At 71.0% G+C, this 16,251-nt stretch carries 18 protein-coding genes; 8 read left to right on the top strand and 10 right to left on the bottom strand.

Annotation, left to right across the window (positions count from 1 at the left end; translation table 11 throughout):
• Positions 1-14: 14 nt before the first annotated feature.
• Together KCH87_RS11785 and KCH87_RS11780 are read right to left on the bottom strand one after the other, a co-directional pair.
• A complete protein-coding gene (locus KCH87_RS11785) occupies positions 15-425 on the bottom strand; it encodes a DUF3037 domain-containing protein (RefSeq protein WP_210585953.1) in 411 nt (136 codons plus the stop codon).
• Positions 422-1,177, bottom strand: coding sequence for a HipA family kinase (locus tag KCH87_RS11780; RefSeq protein WP_210585952.1), 756 nt, complete (start codon positions 1,175-1,177; stop codon positions 422-424). Before KCH87_RS11780 ends, KCH87_RS11785 begins: the two co-directional genes overlap by 4 nt.
• A gap of 218 nt (positions 1,178-1,395) precedes the next feature.
• Here KCH87_RS11780 and KCH87_RS11775 point away from each other — a divergent pair, with 218 nt between their 5' ends.
• Entirely contained in the window at positions 1,396-1,893 is a 498-nt protein-coding gene (locus KCH87_RS11775) for a Rieske (2Fe-2S) protein (RefSeq protein WP_210585951.1), read from the top strand.
• On the opposite strand, the gene KCH87_RS11770 is transcribed toward KCH87_RS11775, so the two are convergent.
• Positions 1,880-2,527 carry a cysteine hydrolase gene (locus tag KCH87_RS11770; RefSeq protein WP_210585950.1) on the bottom strand — a complete coding sequence of 216 codons (648 nt, stop codon included), beginning with the start codon at positions 2,525-2,527 and terminating at the stop codon, positions 1,880-1,882. The genes KCH87_RS11775 and KCH87_RS11770 overlap by 14 nt on opposite strands.
• A gap of 142 nt (positions 2,528-2,669) precedes the next feature.
• On the opposite strand from KCH87_RS11770, the gene KCH87_RS11765 reads away from it, so the two are divergent.
• Complete coding sequence (locus KCH87_RS11765; protein ID WP_210585949.1) at positions 2,670-3,137, top strand: pyridoxamine 5'-phosphate oxidase family protein; 468 nt, start codon at positions 2,670-2,672, stop codon at positions 3,135-3,137.
• Between the two features lies 1 nt (position 3,138).
• Here KCH87_RS11765 and KCH87_RS11760 read toward each other — a convergent pair whose 3' ends face one another.
• A complete protein-coding gene (locus KCH87_RS11760; protein ID WP_210585948.1) occupies positions 3,139-4,041 on the bottom strand; it encodes a LysR family transcriptional regulator in 903 nt (300 codons plus the stop codon).
• 74 nt (positions 4,042-4,115) lie between these two features.
• Here KCH87_RS11760 and KCH87_RS11755 point away from each other — a divergent pair, with 74 nt between their 5' ends.
• On the top strand, positions 4,116-5,141 hold the full coding sequence (locus tag KCH87_RS11755) for a DMT family transporter (RefSeq protein ID WP_210585947.1): 1,026 nt from the start codon (positions 4,116-4,118) through the stop codon (positions 5,139-5,141).
• Here the strand turns inward: KCH87_RS11755 and KCH87_RS11750 are convergent.
• Positions 5,132-6,463 carry an aminotransferase class I/II-fold pyridoxal phosphate-dependent enzyme gene (locus tag KCH87_RS11750; RefSeq protein WP_210585946.1) on the bottom strand — a complete coding sequence of 444 codons (1,332 nt, stop codon included), beginning with the start codon at positions 6,461-6,463 and terminating at the stop codon, positions 5,132-5,134. The genes KCH87_RS11755 and KCH87_RS11750 overlap by 10 nt on opposite strands.
• 35 nt (positions 6,464-6,498) lie before the next feature.
• On the opposite strand from KCH87_RS11750, the gene KCH87_RS11745 reads away from it, so the two are divergent.
• Positions 6,499-7,185, top strand: a complete 687-nt coding sequence (locus KCH87_RS11745) for a pyridoxamine 5'-phosphate oxidase family protein (RefSeq protein WP_210585945.1) — start codon at positions 6,499-6,501, stop codon at positions 7,183-7,185.
• A 177-nt stretch (positions 7,186-7,362) separates the two neighbouring features.
• On the opposite strand, the gene KCH87_RS11740 is transcribed toward KCH87_RS11745, so the two are convergent.
• Positions 7,363-8,367, bottom strand: a complete 1,005-nt coding sequence (locus KCH87_RS11740; RefSeq protein ID WP_210585944.1) for a DMT family transporter — start codon at positions 8,365-8,367, stop codon at positions 7,363-7,365.
• Positions 8,368-8,448: 81 nt separating this feature from the next.
• Entirely contained in the window at positions 8,449-8,979 is a 531-nt protein-coding gene (locus KCH87_RS11735) for a Clp protease N-terminal domain-containing protein (RefSeq protein ID WP_210585943.1), read from the bottom strand.
• 234 nt (positions 8,980-9,213) lie between these two features.
• Here KCH87_RS11735 and KCH87_RS11730 point away from each other — a divergent pair, with 234 nt between their 5' ends.
• Both KCH87_RS11730 and KCH87_RS11725 read left to right on the top strand, forming a co-directional pair.
• The gene (locus tag KCH87_RS11730) at positions 9,214-9,366 is read left to right on the top strand and encodes a hypothetical protein (protein ID WP_308298828.1); all 153 of its coding nucleotides are present in this window, start codon (positions 9,214-9,216) and stop codon (positions 9,364-9,366) included.
• Positions 9,367-9,499: 133 nt separating this feature from the next.
• A complete protein-coding gene (locus KCH87_RS11725) occupies positions 9,500-9,928 on the top strand; it encodes an SRPBCC family protein (RefSeq protein WP_210585941.1) in 429 nt (142 codons plus the stop codon).
• Positions 9,929-10,010: 82 nt separating this feature from the next.
• Here the strand turns inward: KCH87_RS11725 and KCH87_RS11720 are convergent, their stop codons facing one another.
• Positions 10,011-10,628: a PadR family transcriptional regulator gene (locus KCH87_RS11720; RefSeq protein WP_210585940.1), complete on the bottom strand. Its 618-nt coding sequence runs from the start codon at positions 10,626-10,628 to the stop codon at positions 10,011-10,013.
• Between the two features lie 164 nt (positions 10,629-10,792).
• On the opposite strand from KCH87_RS11720, the gene KCH87_RS11715 reads away from it, so the two are divergent.
• Complete coding sequence (locus KCH87_RS11715; protein WP_210585939.1) at positions 10,793-11,602, top strand: PhzF family phenazine biosynthesis protein; 810 nt, start codon at positions 10,793-10,795, stop codon at positions 11,600-11,602.
• Between the two features lie 70 nt (positions 11,603-11,672).
• On the opposite strand, the gene KCH87_RS11710 is transcribed toward KCH87_RS11715, so the two are convergent.
• The gene (locus KCH87_RS11710; protein WP_210585938.1) at positions 11,673-12,476 is read right to left on the bottom strand and encodes a CPBP family intramembrane glutamic endopeptidase; all 804 of its coding nucleotides are present in this window, start codon (positions 12,474-12,476) and stop codon (positions 11,673-11,675) included.
• Positions 12,477-12,657: 181 nt separating this feature from the next.
• On the opposite strand from KCH87_RS11710, the gene KCH87_RS11705 reads away from it, so the two are divergent.
• Positions 12,658-14,442: a substrate-binding and VWA domain-containing protein gene (locus KCH87_RS11705; protein ID WP_210585937.1), complete on the top strand. Its 1,785-nt coding sequence runs from the start codon at positions 12,658-12,660 to the stop codon at positions 14,440-14,442.
• Between the two features lie 36 nt (positions 14,443-14,478).
• On the opposite strand, the gene KCH87_RS11700 is transcribed toward KCH87_RS11705, so the two are convergent.
• Positions 14,479-15,996, bottom strand: coding sequence for a glutamate-cysteine ligase family protein (locus KCH87_RS11700; protein ID WP_210585936.1), 1,518 nt, complete (start codon positions 15,994-15,996; stop codon positions 14,479-14,481).
• Between the last annotated feature and the right edge of the window lie 255 nt (positions 15,997-16,251).

Here is a 16,251-nt window from a genome sequence, read left to right as displayed (position 1 = left end):
GCGGGTGTGATCCATTACCTCACCAGCAGGTCCAGCAACCGCTCCGGCTCCGCAGCCGGATCGGCGGTGAGCCCGGTGTGCACCGGACCCGGCTGGAGGACCGTCGAGCGGGGTGCGACGAGCCAGCGGAAGCGGCGTCCGGCGTCGTCGCGCGCGGCCTGCCCCGCCGCCTCTCCCCCGGTGCACACGCCCTCGACCGCACGCAGCGCGGCCCGTACGCCCGCCACATCCGCCTCCGGGTCCAGCGCCAGCAGCTTGGTCTCGTCCAGGTGGGTGCGGGCGGCCACGAAGGACCGGGCGCGGCAGTACACCAGCACGCCGGCGTTGAAGCACTCCCCGCGCTCGACGCGCGGCACCACCCGCAGCAGCGCGTACTCGAAGACGTCCTTCCCGCGGGCACGGGTGCCCAGGGTGCGCTCGCTCACTTGATCCCCTCGATGCGTTCGTGGATGACGGTGGCCCGCGCGACCAACGGCTCCGCATAGGCCCGCCGGAGCGCGTCCGCCGACTCGAACCCGGGCTCGTCCGTCAGCCACACCTCGGGGATCGAAGCGGTCACCTCGGCGACCAGATCGGCGGTCACCAGGGGCGCCAGTTCGGCGGCGGCTGCCCCGACGTCCGGCGCAAAGGAGACCAGCGCGTGGTCCGAGGCGTCGTACGGGCGGGCTGCGGAGGCCGCGGCGCCGGGCCAGTTGTGGTGCCAGATCATGGTGGCGCCGTGGTCGATGAGCCACAGGTCGCCGCGCCACATCAGCAGATTGGGGTTGCGCCAGGACCGGTCGACGTTGCCCACGAGCGCGTCGAACCAGACGATCCGCCCGGCCTCCTCGGGGGACACCGCGAAGGCGAGCGGGTCGAAGCCGAGCGCTCCGGACAGGAAGTCCATGCCGAGATTGGTGCCGCCGCTGGACTTGAGCAACTCCTGCACCTGCTGGTCGGGTTCGCCGAGCCCGAGGACCGGGTCGAGGTCGACCGTCACGAGCCCGGGGACCCGGAATCCCAGCCGGCGGGCGAGTTCACCGCACACGACCTCGGCGACGAGCGTCTTGCGGCCCTGTCCGGCGCCGGTGAACTTCATGACGTAGGTCCCGAAGTCGTCGGCCTCGACGAGCCCCGGCAGCGAGCCGCCCTCCCGCAGGGGCGTGATGTAGCGGGTGGCGGTGACTTCCTTGAGCATCGCCCCAGGTTACTGGCGTGCCGCCGGATGCCCGAGACGGCCCGGGGCGGCGGTGCGCCGAGGCCGACAGCGAATCGACAGCGCATGACAGGGAATCGACAGGTCCGCTTTACCCACCCCTCGGCGAGAACGCGTCAGGATTTCGACATTGTCTGAACAGCCGGTCCCCAAGGGCCGTACCTCTCGGCAGATCACGAACTCCCGGAAGGAACGTCAGCATGACCAGCGAATCAGTTCAGCCGGTGCCGAGCCCGAGCCGCCGTACCGTCGTGGCGGCGGTCGGCGCGGCGGGGCTCGCCGTCGCGCTGACCGCTTGCGGGTCGGAGGACGACACATCCGGCTCGTCCACCGAACAGGGCGCCGACGCCAGTTCGCCCGCCGCGGGAGGCGACGAAGCCAGTTCCCCCGCGGCAGACGGCGGCGCCGGCGGTGCCGCGCTCGCGAAGACCTCCGACATACCGGAGGGCGGCGGCAAGGTCTTCAGTGACGAGAAGGTCGTGGTCTCGCAGCCGGCGGCGGGTGACTACAAGGCGTACTCCACGATCTGCACGCACCAGGGCTGCCCGATGACGGACCTCAAGGAGGACGTCATCTCCTGTGCCTGCCACGGCAGCCAGTTCTCCATCGCCGACGGCAGCGTGCAGAAGGGCCCCGCCACGAAGCCGCTGGAGGCCAAGCAGGTCACCGTGTCCGGGGACTCGATCACGCTCGCGTGACGCGTGGCCCCTTCCAACAGGCCAGCACCTCGTCCGTGGTCGCGACCGTGGCGACCAACGCGAGGGTGTTGCGGATCATCGCCGGGGTGTAGTCGGAGGGCACCCCGGCGATGGCGTCCGTGGGCACGACGGCGGTGTAACCGCGGTTGACCGCGTCGAAGACCGCATTGGGGACGGCGACATTGGCCGAGACGCCGGTGACGATCAGGGCGCGGCAGCCCAGGTTGCGCAGGAGCGCGTCGACCTCGGTGCCCTGGATGGGCGACAGCCCGTGCAGCCGTCGTACGACGAGGTCCTCCTCGGCGACCTCGATCGGGGCCGCCACCCGGACCGCAGTGGAGCCGGAGAGCTGCTGGACGGGGAGCCGTTCGGCGGCGCGGAACAAGCGGGCGTTACGGCTGCCGCCCCGGCCGTCCGGGCGGCGTTCGGCGATCGCGTGGATCACCTGGACCCCGCTCTCGTGGGCCCCCGCGACCAGCCGCGCGACGTTCGCGAGGGCACCGGAGGAGCGGGCCTCCTTCGCGAGCTCCGGCAGGGCGCTGTCCGATCCGACGACGCCCTGCTGGCATTCGACGGTGAGCAGTACGGTGGTCGCGGGGTCGAGGAGTTCGCTGAGCTGTTCGTACGACGGCATGGTGCCCCCTTGTCGCCGGCCTGGTGGGGCGGGCGACAGTAGCCACCATTGCGCGAGGACGGAAGACCGCTCATCCTTTTCTGACGTGATGTCAGAGGATCTCTCCTCTGGCACGACGTGGGAGAAGAGAAGAGGGGGCCGCATGACCGTCACTCAGCGCCGGGGCCGGAAGATCATGATGACACCGGGTGAGCTGGACGAGTTCCTGACCAGCCAGCGCACCTGCCGGGTCGCCACCGTGTCTGCCGACGGGGCCCCGCATGTGAGCACCCTCTGGTTCGCGTGGGACGGCACCTCGATGTGGCTGTACTCCGTGGTGCGCAGCAAGCGGTGGACGGACCTGCGACGGGATCCGCGGGTCGCGATCGTGGTCGACACGGGCGAGGAGTACGACGAGCTGCGCGGCGTCGAGCTGTCCGGGGCCGTCGACTTCGTGGGCGAGAGCCCGCGCACCGGCGAGCTGCGCGCGGAACTCGACGTCCCGGAGACGCTGTTCGCGCGCAAGAACTTCGGCCTTGAGGAGATGCCGCACGACGGGCGGCACGCGTGGGTGCGGCTGACGCCGGAGAAGATCGTCTCCTGGGACTTCCGCAAGCTCGGATCCGCATAGGTCAGCCGACCTTCAGGGCTGCCCCCCGCAGCGCCTCGACCGCCGCCCGGATCGACGGGCGGCGGTCGGCGTCCGCGCGCCACACGGCGTAGATGTACCGGTGGGCGCCGTGCCGCACCGGCACCGCCCGCACCCCCGCGGGCATCGGCTCGCGGCCCAGCCGGGGGGCGACGCAGACACCGAGACCGGCGGCGACAAGCGCGAGCTGGGTGTGGTGCTCCTCCGCGCGATGGGCGATCCGGGGCTCGATGCCCTTGGCGCGCAGGGTGTAGAGCAGCCACTCGTGGCAGAACTCGCCCTCGGGCCAGGCGACCCACTCGTCACCGGCGAAGTCCTCCAGGTCGACCTCGTCCCGGCCGGCGAGCGGATGCCCCTCCGCCATGGCGACACCGACGGGATCCTCCAGGATCGACGCCTTGGCGAGCCCCTGCGGCATGGGCAGCGGCTTGTTGTACCAGTCGAGGACGACGGCCAGGTCGGCGTCGCCGCGGAGCACCGCGTTCACCCCGCCCTCGGGCTCCAGTTCCCGCGACCGCACGCGCAGCGCCGGGTGGTCGGTGCGCAGGGCGGCGAGCGCCAGGGGGAACAGCCCGCGCAGGGCGGTGGGGAACGCGGCCAGCCGCAGCTCGCCGACGACCTGCCCGCGCTGCGCCTCCAGATCGGACTGGGCGAGCTCCACCTGGGAGAGGATGCGGGCCGCGTGCTCGGCGAGGAGCCGGCCGGCGTCCGTGAGCCGTACCCCCCGGCCGTTCTTGGCGAGGAGCTGCTGTCCGACCTCGCGCTCCAGCTTGGACATCTGCTGGGAGACGGCCGAGGTCGTGATGTGCAGGCCCTCGGCGGCACCGCTGACCGAGCCGTGCCGGGCCAGGGCGTCGAGGGTGCGCAGGCGCTCCAGGTTCAACATGTAAGCAATACTACGAGATACCGTGCGCGAAATCTCGCTTGTGCTACGAAATTGCTTCCACCATCGTGGTCGCCATGAGCACCCCCACCCAAGTCCGTGCCGCCCTCGACTGGCGGCTGCGCTTCGGCGCCCTCGCCCTGGTCTGGGGCTTCAGCTTCCTGCTCATCAAGGTGGGCACCGAGGGCTACGCCCCCTTCCAGGTCACGCTCGGCCGGCTGGTGTTCGGGACGGCGGTGCTCGCCGCGGCGATGGCGATGAGGCGGCAGCGGCTGCCGCGCGAGGCGCGGACATGGGGGCATCTGGCAGTCGCCGCGTTTCTGCTCAACGCACTGCCGTTCTCCCTCTTCGCCTACGCCGAGCTGACCATCCCGTCCACGCTGGCCGGCATCTGCAACGCGACCACGCCGCTGTGGGGCATGGCCCTGTCCCTGGTCGCCCTCTCCGAGGACCGGCCGACCCGGGTCCGCGTCGCGGGACTCGGCCTCGGCTTCCTGGGCGTCCTCACCGTGCTCGGCGCGTGGCAGGGCTTCCAGGGGCTGGACGCCACGGGCACGGCGATGGCGCTGGGAGCTTCCCTGAGCTATCCGATCGGCTGGATCTACGTCCGACGCACGCTCGCCGGGTCCGAGCACTCGCATCTCTCGCTGGCCGGCACCCAGTTGCTCCTGGCCACGGTCCAACTGGCGGTCGTCACCCCGCTGTTCACATCATGGCCAACGCGCTTCGAGGCCTGGCCACTGCTGGCGATCGTGGCCCTGGGCACACTCGGCACCGGCCTGGCCTTCCTGATCCAGTACGGCCTGGTCGCCGAGGTCGGTCCCACGACGGCCACGATGGTCACGTACTTCATCCCGGTCATCGCCACGGCCGCGGGCGTCGCGATCCTGGGCGAGTCGCTGAGCTGGTGGACGCCGGTGGGGGCGGTGATCGTGCTGGCGGGGGCGGCGCTGACGCAGGTGCGGGCGAAGGTGGGGGGACGGGTGGTCCAAGCGGCCCCGGTGCAGTCGGCTGCGGTTCGGCAGCGCCCCGAAGGGGCACGGGGAACTGCGCGACGAGCCACGTCGGGCCCGCAGACGACGAACGACCGCGCTCAGACGTAGCTCCGGATCGGGCCCGGGCCCACGGCCAGGGCGATCGCGTCCGCCAGCGGCCCGGCCTCGGCCTCCCTGAGCGTCGAGACGGTGACCCGGATGCCGGGCGGCGCGCTCATCCGGAAGCGGGCGCCGGGCGCGACGGCCCAACCGGCGTGCAGCAGGCGGGACACGGCCCCGGTCTCGTCCGGCACGGGGATCCAGACGTTCAGGCCGCTACGGCCGTACGCCTTTACCCCCCGCTCCGCGAGCGCAGCGATCAGCGCGTCCCGGCGCCGCCCGTACGCCGCCCCCACCACGCGCGCGTCCACCGCGTCGTCGGCCCGCAGCCGCACCACGGCCCGCTGCGTGATCCTGCTGACCCAGCCGGGCCCCAGCCGGTGCCGCCCGCCCACCCGGTCCACGGTGACGGCGTCCCCGGTGAGCACCGCGAGCCGCAGATCGGGGCCGTACGCCTTGGCGACCGAGCGCACGAAGGCCCAGCTCTGGGTCACGCCGGCGAGTGAATGCAGGGGCAGATCGACGATGCCGTGCCCGTGGTCGTCGTCGATCGTCAGGGTCTCCGGGTACTCCCGGAGCACGGCACGCAGGGCACGCGCGCGTGCGGCGCTCACCGCGGCGCCGGTCGGGTTCTGCGCCCGGTCGGTGACGATCAGGGCGCGCGCCCCGGCCTGAAGGACACGGCGTACGTCATCGGGGAGCGGCCCTTCGTCGTCGAGGCCGACGGGGGCGGTGCGCAGCCCGAGCGCCGGGACGAGGTCCAGCAGGCTGCCCCAGCCGGGGTCCTCCACGGCGACCGTGTCCCCGGTCTTGAGGTGGGCGGCGAGGACGCGCTCGATGGCGTCGAGAGAGCCGGAGGTGACCGCGAGGGGCCCGTCCGGCACGCCGCCCGCGTCCAGGTCGGCCCGCGTGAGACGGGCCAACTCCGGCTCCATGGGGTCGTCTCCGTACAGCACGGGTTCGCGGTCGGCCTGCTCGGCGGCTGCCGCGAACGCCTTGGCCAGCGACGGCAGCAGCGCGGGGTCCGGGTTGCCGCTCGCCACGTCCCGCACGCCCTCGGGCACATCCACTCGGACGTACTCGCGTCCCGTGGTGGCCGGCTTGGGCCGCACCCGGCTGCCGCGGCGTCCTGAGGTCTCGATGACCCCGCGCTCGCGCAGGATGCGGTACGCGGCCGCGACCGTATTGGGATTCACGCCCAGCTCGACCGCCAACTCCCGCATCGGCGGCAGCAGTTGGCCCGGCTTCAGCTCTCCCGACCCCACCGCGGCCTCGACACTGGCCGCAATCTCGGCTGCGCGCCGCCCGGCGATCCGATATCCTTCTAGCACAAAGTCAATTATGCACTAGTGCAATGGAGAGCGCAATGCAGGGGACCCAGCAACAGCCGACGTCGCAGCCCACCGCCTACACGCCGACCGACCGCACGGTCCCTACGCGCTCCCCCGACCGGGCGTCGTACGACAGGGACCTGGTGCACGCGATACTCGACGAGGGCTATGTCTGCCACCTCGGCTTCGTCCGCGACGGAGTGCCGGTGGTGCTGCCCACGCTGTACGGCCGGGTCGGGGAGCGGCTCTATGTGCACGGCTCGACCGGTTCGCGCCCGCTGCGGATGACGGGCCGGACCGACCCGGGGCTGCCGGTGTGCCTGACGGTCACGCACGTGGATGCGCTGATCCTGGCCCGCTCGGCCTTCCACCACTCGATGAACTACCGCTCCGTCGTGGTGCACGGCGTCGCCCACGACGTGACCGACCCAGAGGAGAAGCGGGCCGCGCTCGATGCCCTGGTCGACCATGTCGTACCGGGCCGGGCAGCCGACTCCCGGCCCGCCAACAAGAAGGAGCTGGCCGCCACCGCCGTCATCCGCCTCGACCTCGACGAGGTCTCCGCCAAGCTCCGCACCGGCGGGGTGAACGACGATCCCGAGGACCTGTCACTCCCCCACTGGGCCGGCGTCGTCCCCCTGCGAAAGGTCTACGACACCCCGGTCGCGGACGCCCAGCTGGCCCCCGGCACCGAACTCCCGGACTACCTGGCGGGCCTCTGACACTGGGCGCGCCCACACCGCGGAACCGCACATCGATTCAGCCCCGCGCCCTTTCGGCACCTGCACGCGGGCACCCCGCGTGAAGAACGGTCCGGGCAGCGCCCCGACAGGGGCGCGGGGAACTGCGCGACCAGCCACAGCGAACCCGCAGACAACCCACCGGCCCCAGCGGGCCACTCACCCGGCGGCACCCCGCGCCGACACCCGCGTCTCCGTACCGCCGGCGGCAACCGGCTCGGCCGACCCCTTCGCCGGCGCGGACGACTGGGCGATGAACGCGCCGGCCAGCACGATCGCGCCCCCGATGATCTGCGGTGCCGAGAGATGCTCGCCGAGCAGCACCCACGCGAGCACGGTCGCGATGACCGCTTCGAGGCAGGCCACGACACCAGCGACCTGCGGAGACAGCCGACGCACGGAGACCACGCCGGTCACGTACGCGACGACCGTGGCGACAAGCACGATCCAGCCCAGCAGCAGACCGGCGGCGACGGGGGTGCCGTTCATGTCCGCGGCGTCCCTGAGCACGGACCACTCCATGCTCCAGGGGCGGGCGACGACGGTGAGCACGGCGGTGCCGACCAGGAGGCCGTAGGCGATGACGCCGAGCGGATCAGGGGCCTCGGCGCCGGAGTCGCTGCCCTGGTCGGACAGGACGAAGTAGCCGACCTGGCAGCAGGCGGCGCCGAGCGCGAGGAGCAGGCCGAGGGCGTCGAAGCTCAGGCCGGACCAGACCTCCACGACACAGGCGAGACCGCCGACCGCGAGGACCACGCCGAGCGCGGCCGCGCGGGTGACCGGCCGCCGTTGCACGAACCGCACCCATCCCAGGACGAGGGCGGGCGCGAGGTACTCGACGAGCAGGGCGACCCCGACGGGTATCCGGGAGATCGCGGCGAAGTAGCAGGCCTGGACACCGGCCACGCCGAGCAGGCCGAACCCGGCGAGCAGCGCGGGCCGCCGGCGCAGCAGCGCGCGGTGCCGCACGGCGAGCGGCAGCATCACCAGGGCCGCGCCCGCCACCCGCAGCCACACCACGTGGAGCGGGTCGAGCCCCGCCTCGATCAGCGGCTTGGCCGCGACACCGGATCCCCCGAAGGCCAGCGCGGAACCGAGCGCGAGTCCGAGCCCGACGCCCTTTCCACCGCTGCCGCTGCTGCTGTCTGACGTATGCACCGGCACATGATGACAGGCGATGACATGAGCGTCATCCCCAATGACACCTGTCTCAGCGCTTGGACGGCACCCCGGGTCTCCGGCCGGTCAGCCGGTCTTCTCCAAGTGCCTCTCGATCCGCACGAAGAGGGCGCGTACGTCGACCCCGGCCCGGCCGAGCACCTCGACGGCCCGTGCCTGCGGGTCCACGACGACGGCGGCGAGCAGGTCGACCCCGAGGGCCGGTTCACCACCGCGCCCGGCGGCACGCTCGCGGGCGTACTCCATCGCTCTCGCGGCCAGTGGCGAGAATCCCGCCTCGCCCTTCACGACGGGTACGGCACCGGAGTCCTCGACGCTGCCCTGCCAGCGCAGGCCGTAGCCGATGCTGCGCTGCACGAGATAGCCGAGCAGCCGGGCCACCTGCGGTCCGGGTTCGAAGACGGCGCGCACCTCGGGGTCGGATTCCAGGAGCGAGTGCAGCAGATGGGCCGAGTCGATCTGCCGGTCCCCGTCCCGCACGGCCCGTCGGCGGGCACCGGAAACCACCGCTGCCAGCTCGTCACTGAGCCCGGCATCGTTGTCCATGCGGTGACCGCCCTGCTCTTGGGCCGCCTGCCGGGGGATTCGGGGTTGCACACCCCTACCCCATCAGTCCCTCCAGATCAGGACATCCCCGGAGAGAAGCATCTTTGCGTCCCACAGAGAGTGGACCCGGGCAGCAGGAATCTCCTCCTTACGGATGAGATCACGCCGTTTCGCTCCCAGCGGCGCGCACCGCCCCACTCCTGCGCCCCTCACGCAACCGTAACGCTCCGTCGCACGTCCAACACGGAGATGGGGAGCAGGTGTTGGCTGGTGGCCCTTCCGGCCGTGGACGGCAGACAGTACGTGTACCGGGTGTACGCCCCGGAGGACGCACTGCTCGCCGACCTGTTCTGGGACGCCTGGCACTGCCACGACGAAAGCACCTTCCCGCGCGCATGGGACCTGTTCGACGCGGCGGAGATACGGCTGGTCAGCTGACCCCGGCCTCACCCGGAAGGCCCGCACGCTCTCACGAGAAGCCCACATTTTCTGACGGTTCATCAGTATTGAATGTTCCGGTCCCTGCGGCTACGTTCCGCGACACCGTAGCCCGACACGAAGAGGTGGTCGCATGGCCGAAGTCAGCGCGGAGGCACGTATCGGGGCCCCCGCGGAGAAGGTGTGGGCGCAGCTCACGGACTGGTCCGCGTACGGCGAGTGGAACGCGACCCACACCGGCTTCCCCAAGGGCGGCCCCGAGACCCTCGAAGTGGGCGGAACCTTCCAGGAGAACATGAAGCTCATGGGCTTCCCGGCCGAGGTCGACTGGACCATCGAGGAACTGGAGCCGGCCCGGGTGCTGGCCATCCACGGCAAGGGCCCGATGGCGGTCGACCTGACCACGCGCTACACGCTGACGCCGGACGGCGACGCGACCACGGTCCGCATCGACGGGACATTCACGGGCGCCGCCGTGTCCTTGATGGCCGGTCGGCTGAAGGACTCGGCGACGGCCGCGCTGAACGAGTCGCTGCGCAAGCTGGAGGGTCTGCTGACCTGACACCCGGACACGCGAAGGCGCCCCCGCGGAGACTTCCGCGGGGGCGCCTTGATCTACGGCGGGGAGGCCGTCACACGTACCGTCAGTCCTCGTCGGCGAGGATCAGGTACAGCTTCTTGCGGGACTCGTTGATGACGGCCAGCGCCTTCTCCCGCTGCTCCTTGCTGCCGGTCTTCCAGACCTGGCCGAAGGCCTCCATCAGACCGAAGCCGGCCTGGCGGATCTCACCGAGGGCCTCCCAGTCGACGCCACGGGAGGCCTCCTCCCAGGGCGCCTCGGGGCCCTCCTCCGCCGCGGTGCGGCCGGGCTCGGTGAGCGAGAACAGCTTCTTGCCGCCCTCGGACTCACTCGTGATGAGGCCCTCGTCCTCCAGCAGTTGGAGGGTCGGGTACACCGAGCCGGGGCTGGGCTTCCACGCCCCGCCGCTGCGCTCGGCGATCTCCTGGATCATCTCGTAACCGTGCATGGGCCGGTCCTTCAGCAGGGCGAGGATCGACGCGCGTACATCGCCGCGCCGCGCCCTCCCCCGCGGTCCGCCGCGCCCTCGGGGCCCCCAGGGCCCAGGTCCGCCGAAGCCCGGTCCACCGAAGCCGGGGCCGCCCGGCCCGAAGGGACCGAAGGCGCCACGCAGGCCCTCGAAACCACCACGGCCGCGCTGGCCGTGTTCACCGTGTCCACGCTCGAATCCATGGGAACGCATCGCAATCACTCCATTCAGTCGTTGATCAGTCGCGATGCCTCAACGATATATCGGAATAGTTCGGCAGGCAAGCCCCACCCGAAGGACGTCCGGTACCGAAATCGGTCCAGCCCCCGGTAATTGGCCTTGGCCTGCCGCTGCGCGCCGCGCCTAGCGTCTGCGGCATGCGGATTCGAATCGTCGACGCCTTCACCGACCGCCCGTTCGCCGGTAACCCGGCCGGGGTCCTGCTCCTGGACGCCTTCCTGGACGACGCCTGGCTCCAGAAGGTGGCCATGGAGGTCAATCACGCCGAGACGGCGTTCGCCCACCGTCTGCCCGGGGGCGGTCCGGCCGACTGGGCGCTGCGCTGGTTCACGCCCGTCACCGAAGTCGCCCTGTGCGGCCACGCCACGCTCGCCACGGCCCACGTGCTGCACACCACCGGCGCCCACCGGGGTCCGGTGCGTTTCGCCACCCTGAGCGGGGTGCTGGTCGCGACGCCGGGCGAGGACGGCTCGATCACCCTGGACTTCCCGACCGCACCGCTCACCGCGATTGGGATACCGGAGGGGGTCGCCGACGCGCTGGGCGCCGAGCCGCGCGCCGCCTTCGACACCGGCCCGAACGTCGGTGACCTGGTCGTCGAGCTCGCCGACGAGGAGACCGTCCACGCCCTGACGCCGGACCACAAGGCCCTCGCCGACTACTCCACACGCGGCATCATCGCCACCGCCCGCGCCGAGGACCCCACGCGGGGCTACGACTACGTCTCCCGCTGCTTCTTCCCGAACGTCGGCATCGACGAGGACCCGGTCACCGGCAGCGCCCACACGGCACTGGCCCCCTTCTGGTCCGAGCGCCTCGGCCGCCCGGACCTCACCGGCCTCCAGGCCTCACCCCGCTCCGGCCGCGTCCGCACCGAACTGCGCGGCGACCGCACGCTGCTCACCGGACGGGCGGTCACCGTCATCGACGGTGAACTGCTCACGTAGCGGCGCTCCATCGACGTACGCGACGTACGAAAGGGGCGTACGAACCTGTCGTACGCCCCTGCATCGACACTCACGCCGTCGGCAGCCAGTCCACCTTCCCGGCCAGCAGCGCGTAGCCGACGAACGCCCCTATGTCGAGCAGTGAATGCGCCACTACGAGGGGACCCACCCGGCCCCAGCGCCGGTAGAGGTAGACGAACACCACACCCATCGCCATGTTGCCGAGGAAGCCGCCGATGCCCTGGTAGAGGTGATAGGAGCCGCGCAGTACGGAACTGGCCAGCAGCGCGGTGCCGGGGGTCCAGCCCAGCTGGCCGAGGCGGCGCAGCAGATAGCCGACGACGATGACCTCTTCGAGGATCGCGTTCTGCATGGCCGACATGATCAGGACCGGGTACTTCCACCAGACGTCGGGCAGCGCCTCGGGCACGACCGTGAGGTTGAAGCCGAGCCCGCGGGCGCCCAGGTAGAAAGCGATTCCGGTGCTGCCGATCACGGCCGCGATCGCCGCTCCGCGGCCGAGGTCCGGCCAGGGCCTGGTCCGGTCGAAGCCGAGGGTGCGCAGGCTCTCTCCCTCGCGCAGCAGGAAGTGCGCAACGAGCAGGACGGGCACGAGCGCCGACGCGATACCGAAGAGCTGCCAGGCCAGATCAAGCCACGGACGGCCCGGTGCGGCCGAGGCGTTGAGGGTGGCCGCCTGGTCCTTGAGGCCGCCCGGTTTCGTGACCGATCCGACAAAGCTGATCAGTGCGGACACACCGCTCGCACCGAGCGAAAGCCCCAGAACGAGCAAGGTCTCGGAACGGAGAATTCGTCGCGAGGGCCGCTCCTGCGGAAAAGAATCGGCCACTAGCCCGCCTCCGCCTGCACACATGCCTCCAGTTGAGTAATCCCGCCTCATCCCCATCGCCACGCCGCTAGGGTCTCGAATGAAGTTACGAAGATCGTGCGCGACAGGCCGTTGGGGGGCGGACGCCGTACGGGGCGTGCCTCCCCCTTTGCATGCCGTGTGGCCGCATTCAGCCACGGGGTCGACAGGGAGGGGCACGACCGTCATGGGACGTCACAGCTTGCCCGATCAGTATGGGGCGGGCCGCAGCGACCCCCGTCCACGCGCCCGCCGCCGCACCGTGGCCGTCGCGACGGCACTGGTACTCGCCATTGCCGGGGGCACCGCTGTCGCCGTCCAGAGCGGGCTGCTCTCCTTCGGCTCCTCCTGCCAGGAAGACCCGGTACGGCTGAAGCTCGCCGCCGCCCCGGACATGGCCCCCGCACTGCGGGAAGCGGCGAAGCGGGCGCGCGAGGACGAGGTCACCTCGGACGGGCGGTGCGTCGCGGTTTCGGTGACCGCGCGCGACGCGTACAAGGTTGCGGACGAACTCGCCACGGGCGGGAAGGCCGACATCCAGGTATGGGTGCCGGACTCGGACGTGTGGGTGCAGCGGGTCACGGCGGACGGCGGTGCGACCCAGGTGACTCCGGTCGGCACGGTGGCGTCCACTCCGGTCGGGGTGGCGATGGTGCCGGCGGTCGCGAAGTCGCTGGGGTGGCCGAAACGGACGTACAGCTGGATCGAACTGGCGGGTGCCAGCCTCCAGGAGGACGGCGTCAGGCTCGGCGCCGCCGACCCGGCACGCAGTGCGACCGGGCTGCTCGCGCTCACCCAGCTCGGCACGGCCGCAGCGAAGATCAAGGGCGGGGACACACAGGCGGCGGCCCTGATGAAGACGCTGTCGCAGCGCACCTCCGACAGTGACACCCAGGTCCTGGACACCCTGCCGCGTGACTCCTCGGGCACCGAGCAGGGCAACCCCAAGCGCAATCAGGCGCTGATCCTCACCGAGCAGGCGGCGTTCGCGTACAACTCCTCGGCCGCGGGCGCGGGCAGCCTGGACATGTTCTACCCGAAGGACGGCTTGCCCCGGCTCGACTACCCCTACACCCTGGTTGACCAGACCCGGCTGTCCACGGACGAGAGCCGGGCCGCGATCCGGTTCACGACCTATCTGCGGCAGCAGGAGCAGCGCCGGGTGCTGGAGAACTACGGCTTCCGCACCTCCGACGACGACGTATCGGAGGCGCTGGTGACCAAGGCAGGGGGCAGTCGCCCGCAGCCGTACACTCAGCCCGCCGCACGGCCCGCCGACGAGATCGCCCTCCAGGAGGCCCTCGGCACCTGGACGATCACGGTGCAGAGCGCCCGGATCAGCACGGTCGTCGACGCCTCCTCGTCCATGTCCGAACCGGTGGGGAACACCGGACAGACCCGCATGGACGTCACCAAGGCGTCGTTGTTGCAGGCCCTGGCCACCTTCACGCCCGAGGACGAGATCGGGCTGTGGGACTTCTCCACGAAGCTGGACGGCGACAAGGACTACCGCGTCCTCACGCCGACCAAGCGGCTCGGCGACCGCGCGGGCGACGGCACGCAGCGGGACCGGCTGTCGGCGGCGTTCAGCGCGCTGGCGCCGGTGCCGAACGGAGCGACCGGACTGTACGACACGACGCTCGCCGCGTACCGGGCGGCGACGTCCTCCTACGGCAGGGGCAAGTTCAACGCGCTGGTCATCCTCACCGACGGCGTGAACCAGGACCCGGGCAGCATCTCCCGCGCCGACCTCATCGATCAGCTGAAGCAGCTCACCAACCCCGAGCGCCCGGTCCCCCTCATCATGATCGCCGTCGGACCGGATGCCGACCTCGAGGAAGCCGAGCTGATCGCCAAGGCGACGGGCGGCTCGGGCCACGAGGTCAGTGACCCGGCCCAGATCCACTCGGTGATCCTTCAGGCGATCGTCGCGGCGGGCGCGCAGGAGGGGGGTAAGACAGGAGAGGAGTAGAGAGCTGCTTCTCCGGCCGACTGGATCCCTTCGCCCTCACCCCAGCGGCACCGTCTCCGGCAGCCCCACCGGCCAGGTGTGCACCGGCTCTCCGTGATGCATGAGCTCGCGGTACCGCTTGGTGGTGGCCGCCAGCGCGGCATCCCGGGACAGCCCCGCCTCAAGGGCCCGGTGGAAGGTCGCCGACTGCCATGCCGCCCCGTTGACCCTGCGTCGGCAGCGCTCGTCGATCACGCCCAGATACAGGTCCCGGTCGGCCGGATCGACGCCCCACGCGTCGAGACCGGCTTCGGCGAGCGGCAGCAGTTCGTCGCGTACGAGACTCACCGCGTCGACCTCGGTCGTACCGCCGTAGCGTCCGCGCCGGGGCCAGGTCAGGCGGGCGTCGATGCCGTGCCGGCACGCGGAGTCGAAGTTGGCGGCGGCCGCCTCGAACGGCAGCCGGGACCACACCGGCCGGGACTCCTCGGCGAGGGCGCGGACGACGCCGTAGAAGAAGGCGGCGTTGGCGAGGACGTCCGTGACGGTCGGCCCGGCGGGCAGGACGCGGTTCTCGACGCGCAGATGCGGGACGCCGTCGGCGATGCCGTACACGGGCCGGTTCCAGCGGTACACGGTGCCGTTGTGCAGGACGAGTTCGGCGAGTTTCGGTGTGCCGCCCGCGTCGAGGACCTCGATCGGGTCCTCGTCGTCACAGATGGGCAGCAGGGCCGGGTAGTAGCGCAGGTTCTCCTCGAAGAGGTCGTACGCCGAGGAGATCCACCGCTCGCCGAACCAGGTGCGCGGGCGTACGCCCTGGGCCTGGAGTTCGGGCGGGCGGGTGTCGGTGGACTGCTGGAACAGCGGCGGCCGGGACTCGCACCACAGCTCACGGCCGAACAGGAAGGGCGAGTTGGCGCCGACGGCGATCTGCGCGGCGGCGACAGCCTGCGCGGCGTTCCACACGTCGGCGAAGCGGCCCGGCGTCACCTGGAGGTGCAGCTGGACGGAGGTGCAGGCGGCTTCCGGCGCGATGGACTTGGAGCTACAGCGCAGGTGCTCCACGCCCGCGATGTCGAGCAGGAAGTCCTCGCCCCGGGCGGCGACTATCTGGTCGTTGAGGAGCGTGTAGCGATCGACGTCGGAGAGGTTCGTGGAGACCAGGTCGTCCCGGTCGAGCGTCGGCAGAATGCCGATCATCACGATTCCCGCGTCCACCTCACCCGCTTTCCGGTCAGCATATGCCAGCGAGGTGCGCAACTCCTCGGCCAGCCGGTCGAAAACCCGCCCCGCCAATCGGTGTGGGGCTATGTTGACTTCCAGATTGAACATGGCGAGTTCTGTTTGGAAATCTCGGCTTGCGATCCGCTCCAGCACTTGCGCATTCAGCATTCTCGGCATGCCGTCGGCACCGGTGAGATTCAATTCGATCTCCAGCCCCATGAGGTTCTTCGGGCGATCGAACCGCTGCTCCGCCAGGAGCCGCTCCAGGCCCGTCAGACACTGCCGGAGCTTGTCGCGGTACCGCTGCCGATCGGACAGGTCGAACCCGCCTGCCACGACCTTCTCCCCCATCGGAGCGTCCCTCCTCGCATGGGCGGACCGAAGATCGGTTCCGGCCGCCGGTGTCCGGGTCAGGTGGGATGATGCCCAGCCGAAGCGATCGATAACGTCACGGCCGGAGCGTGTGCGCGGTACGCTGACTGACGTGACCGGCGGCACATTCACCGGGCATGGCACATCGTGCAGTTTCCGGCACGTTGTCAACTCGTGAAAAACACCGACGAGTATTGGCCGACCCCTTCCTGGGCATTGTCCGAGGTCATCGGT

The sequence above is a fragment of the Streptomyces sp. GESEQ-35 genome, from assembly GCF_017948485.1.
Classification (GTDB): Bacteria; Actinomycetota; Actinomycetes; order Streptomycetales; family Streptomycetaceae; genus Streptomyces.
The sequence above is the reverse complement of the archived record's forward strand: the minus strand, read 5'-3'. Positions and strand labels throughout refer to the sequence as shown.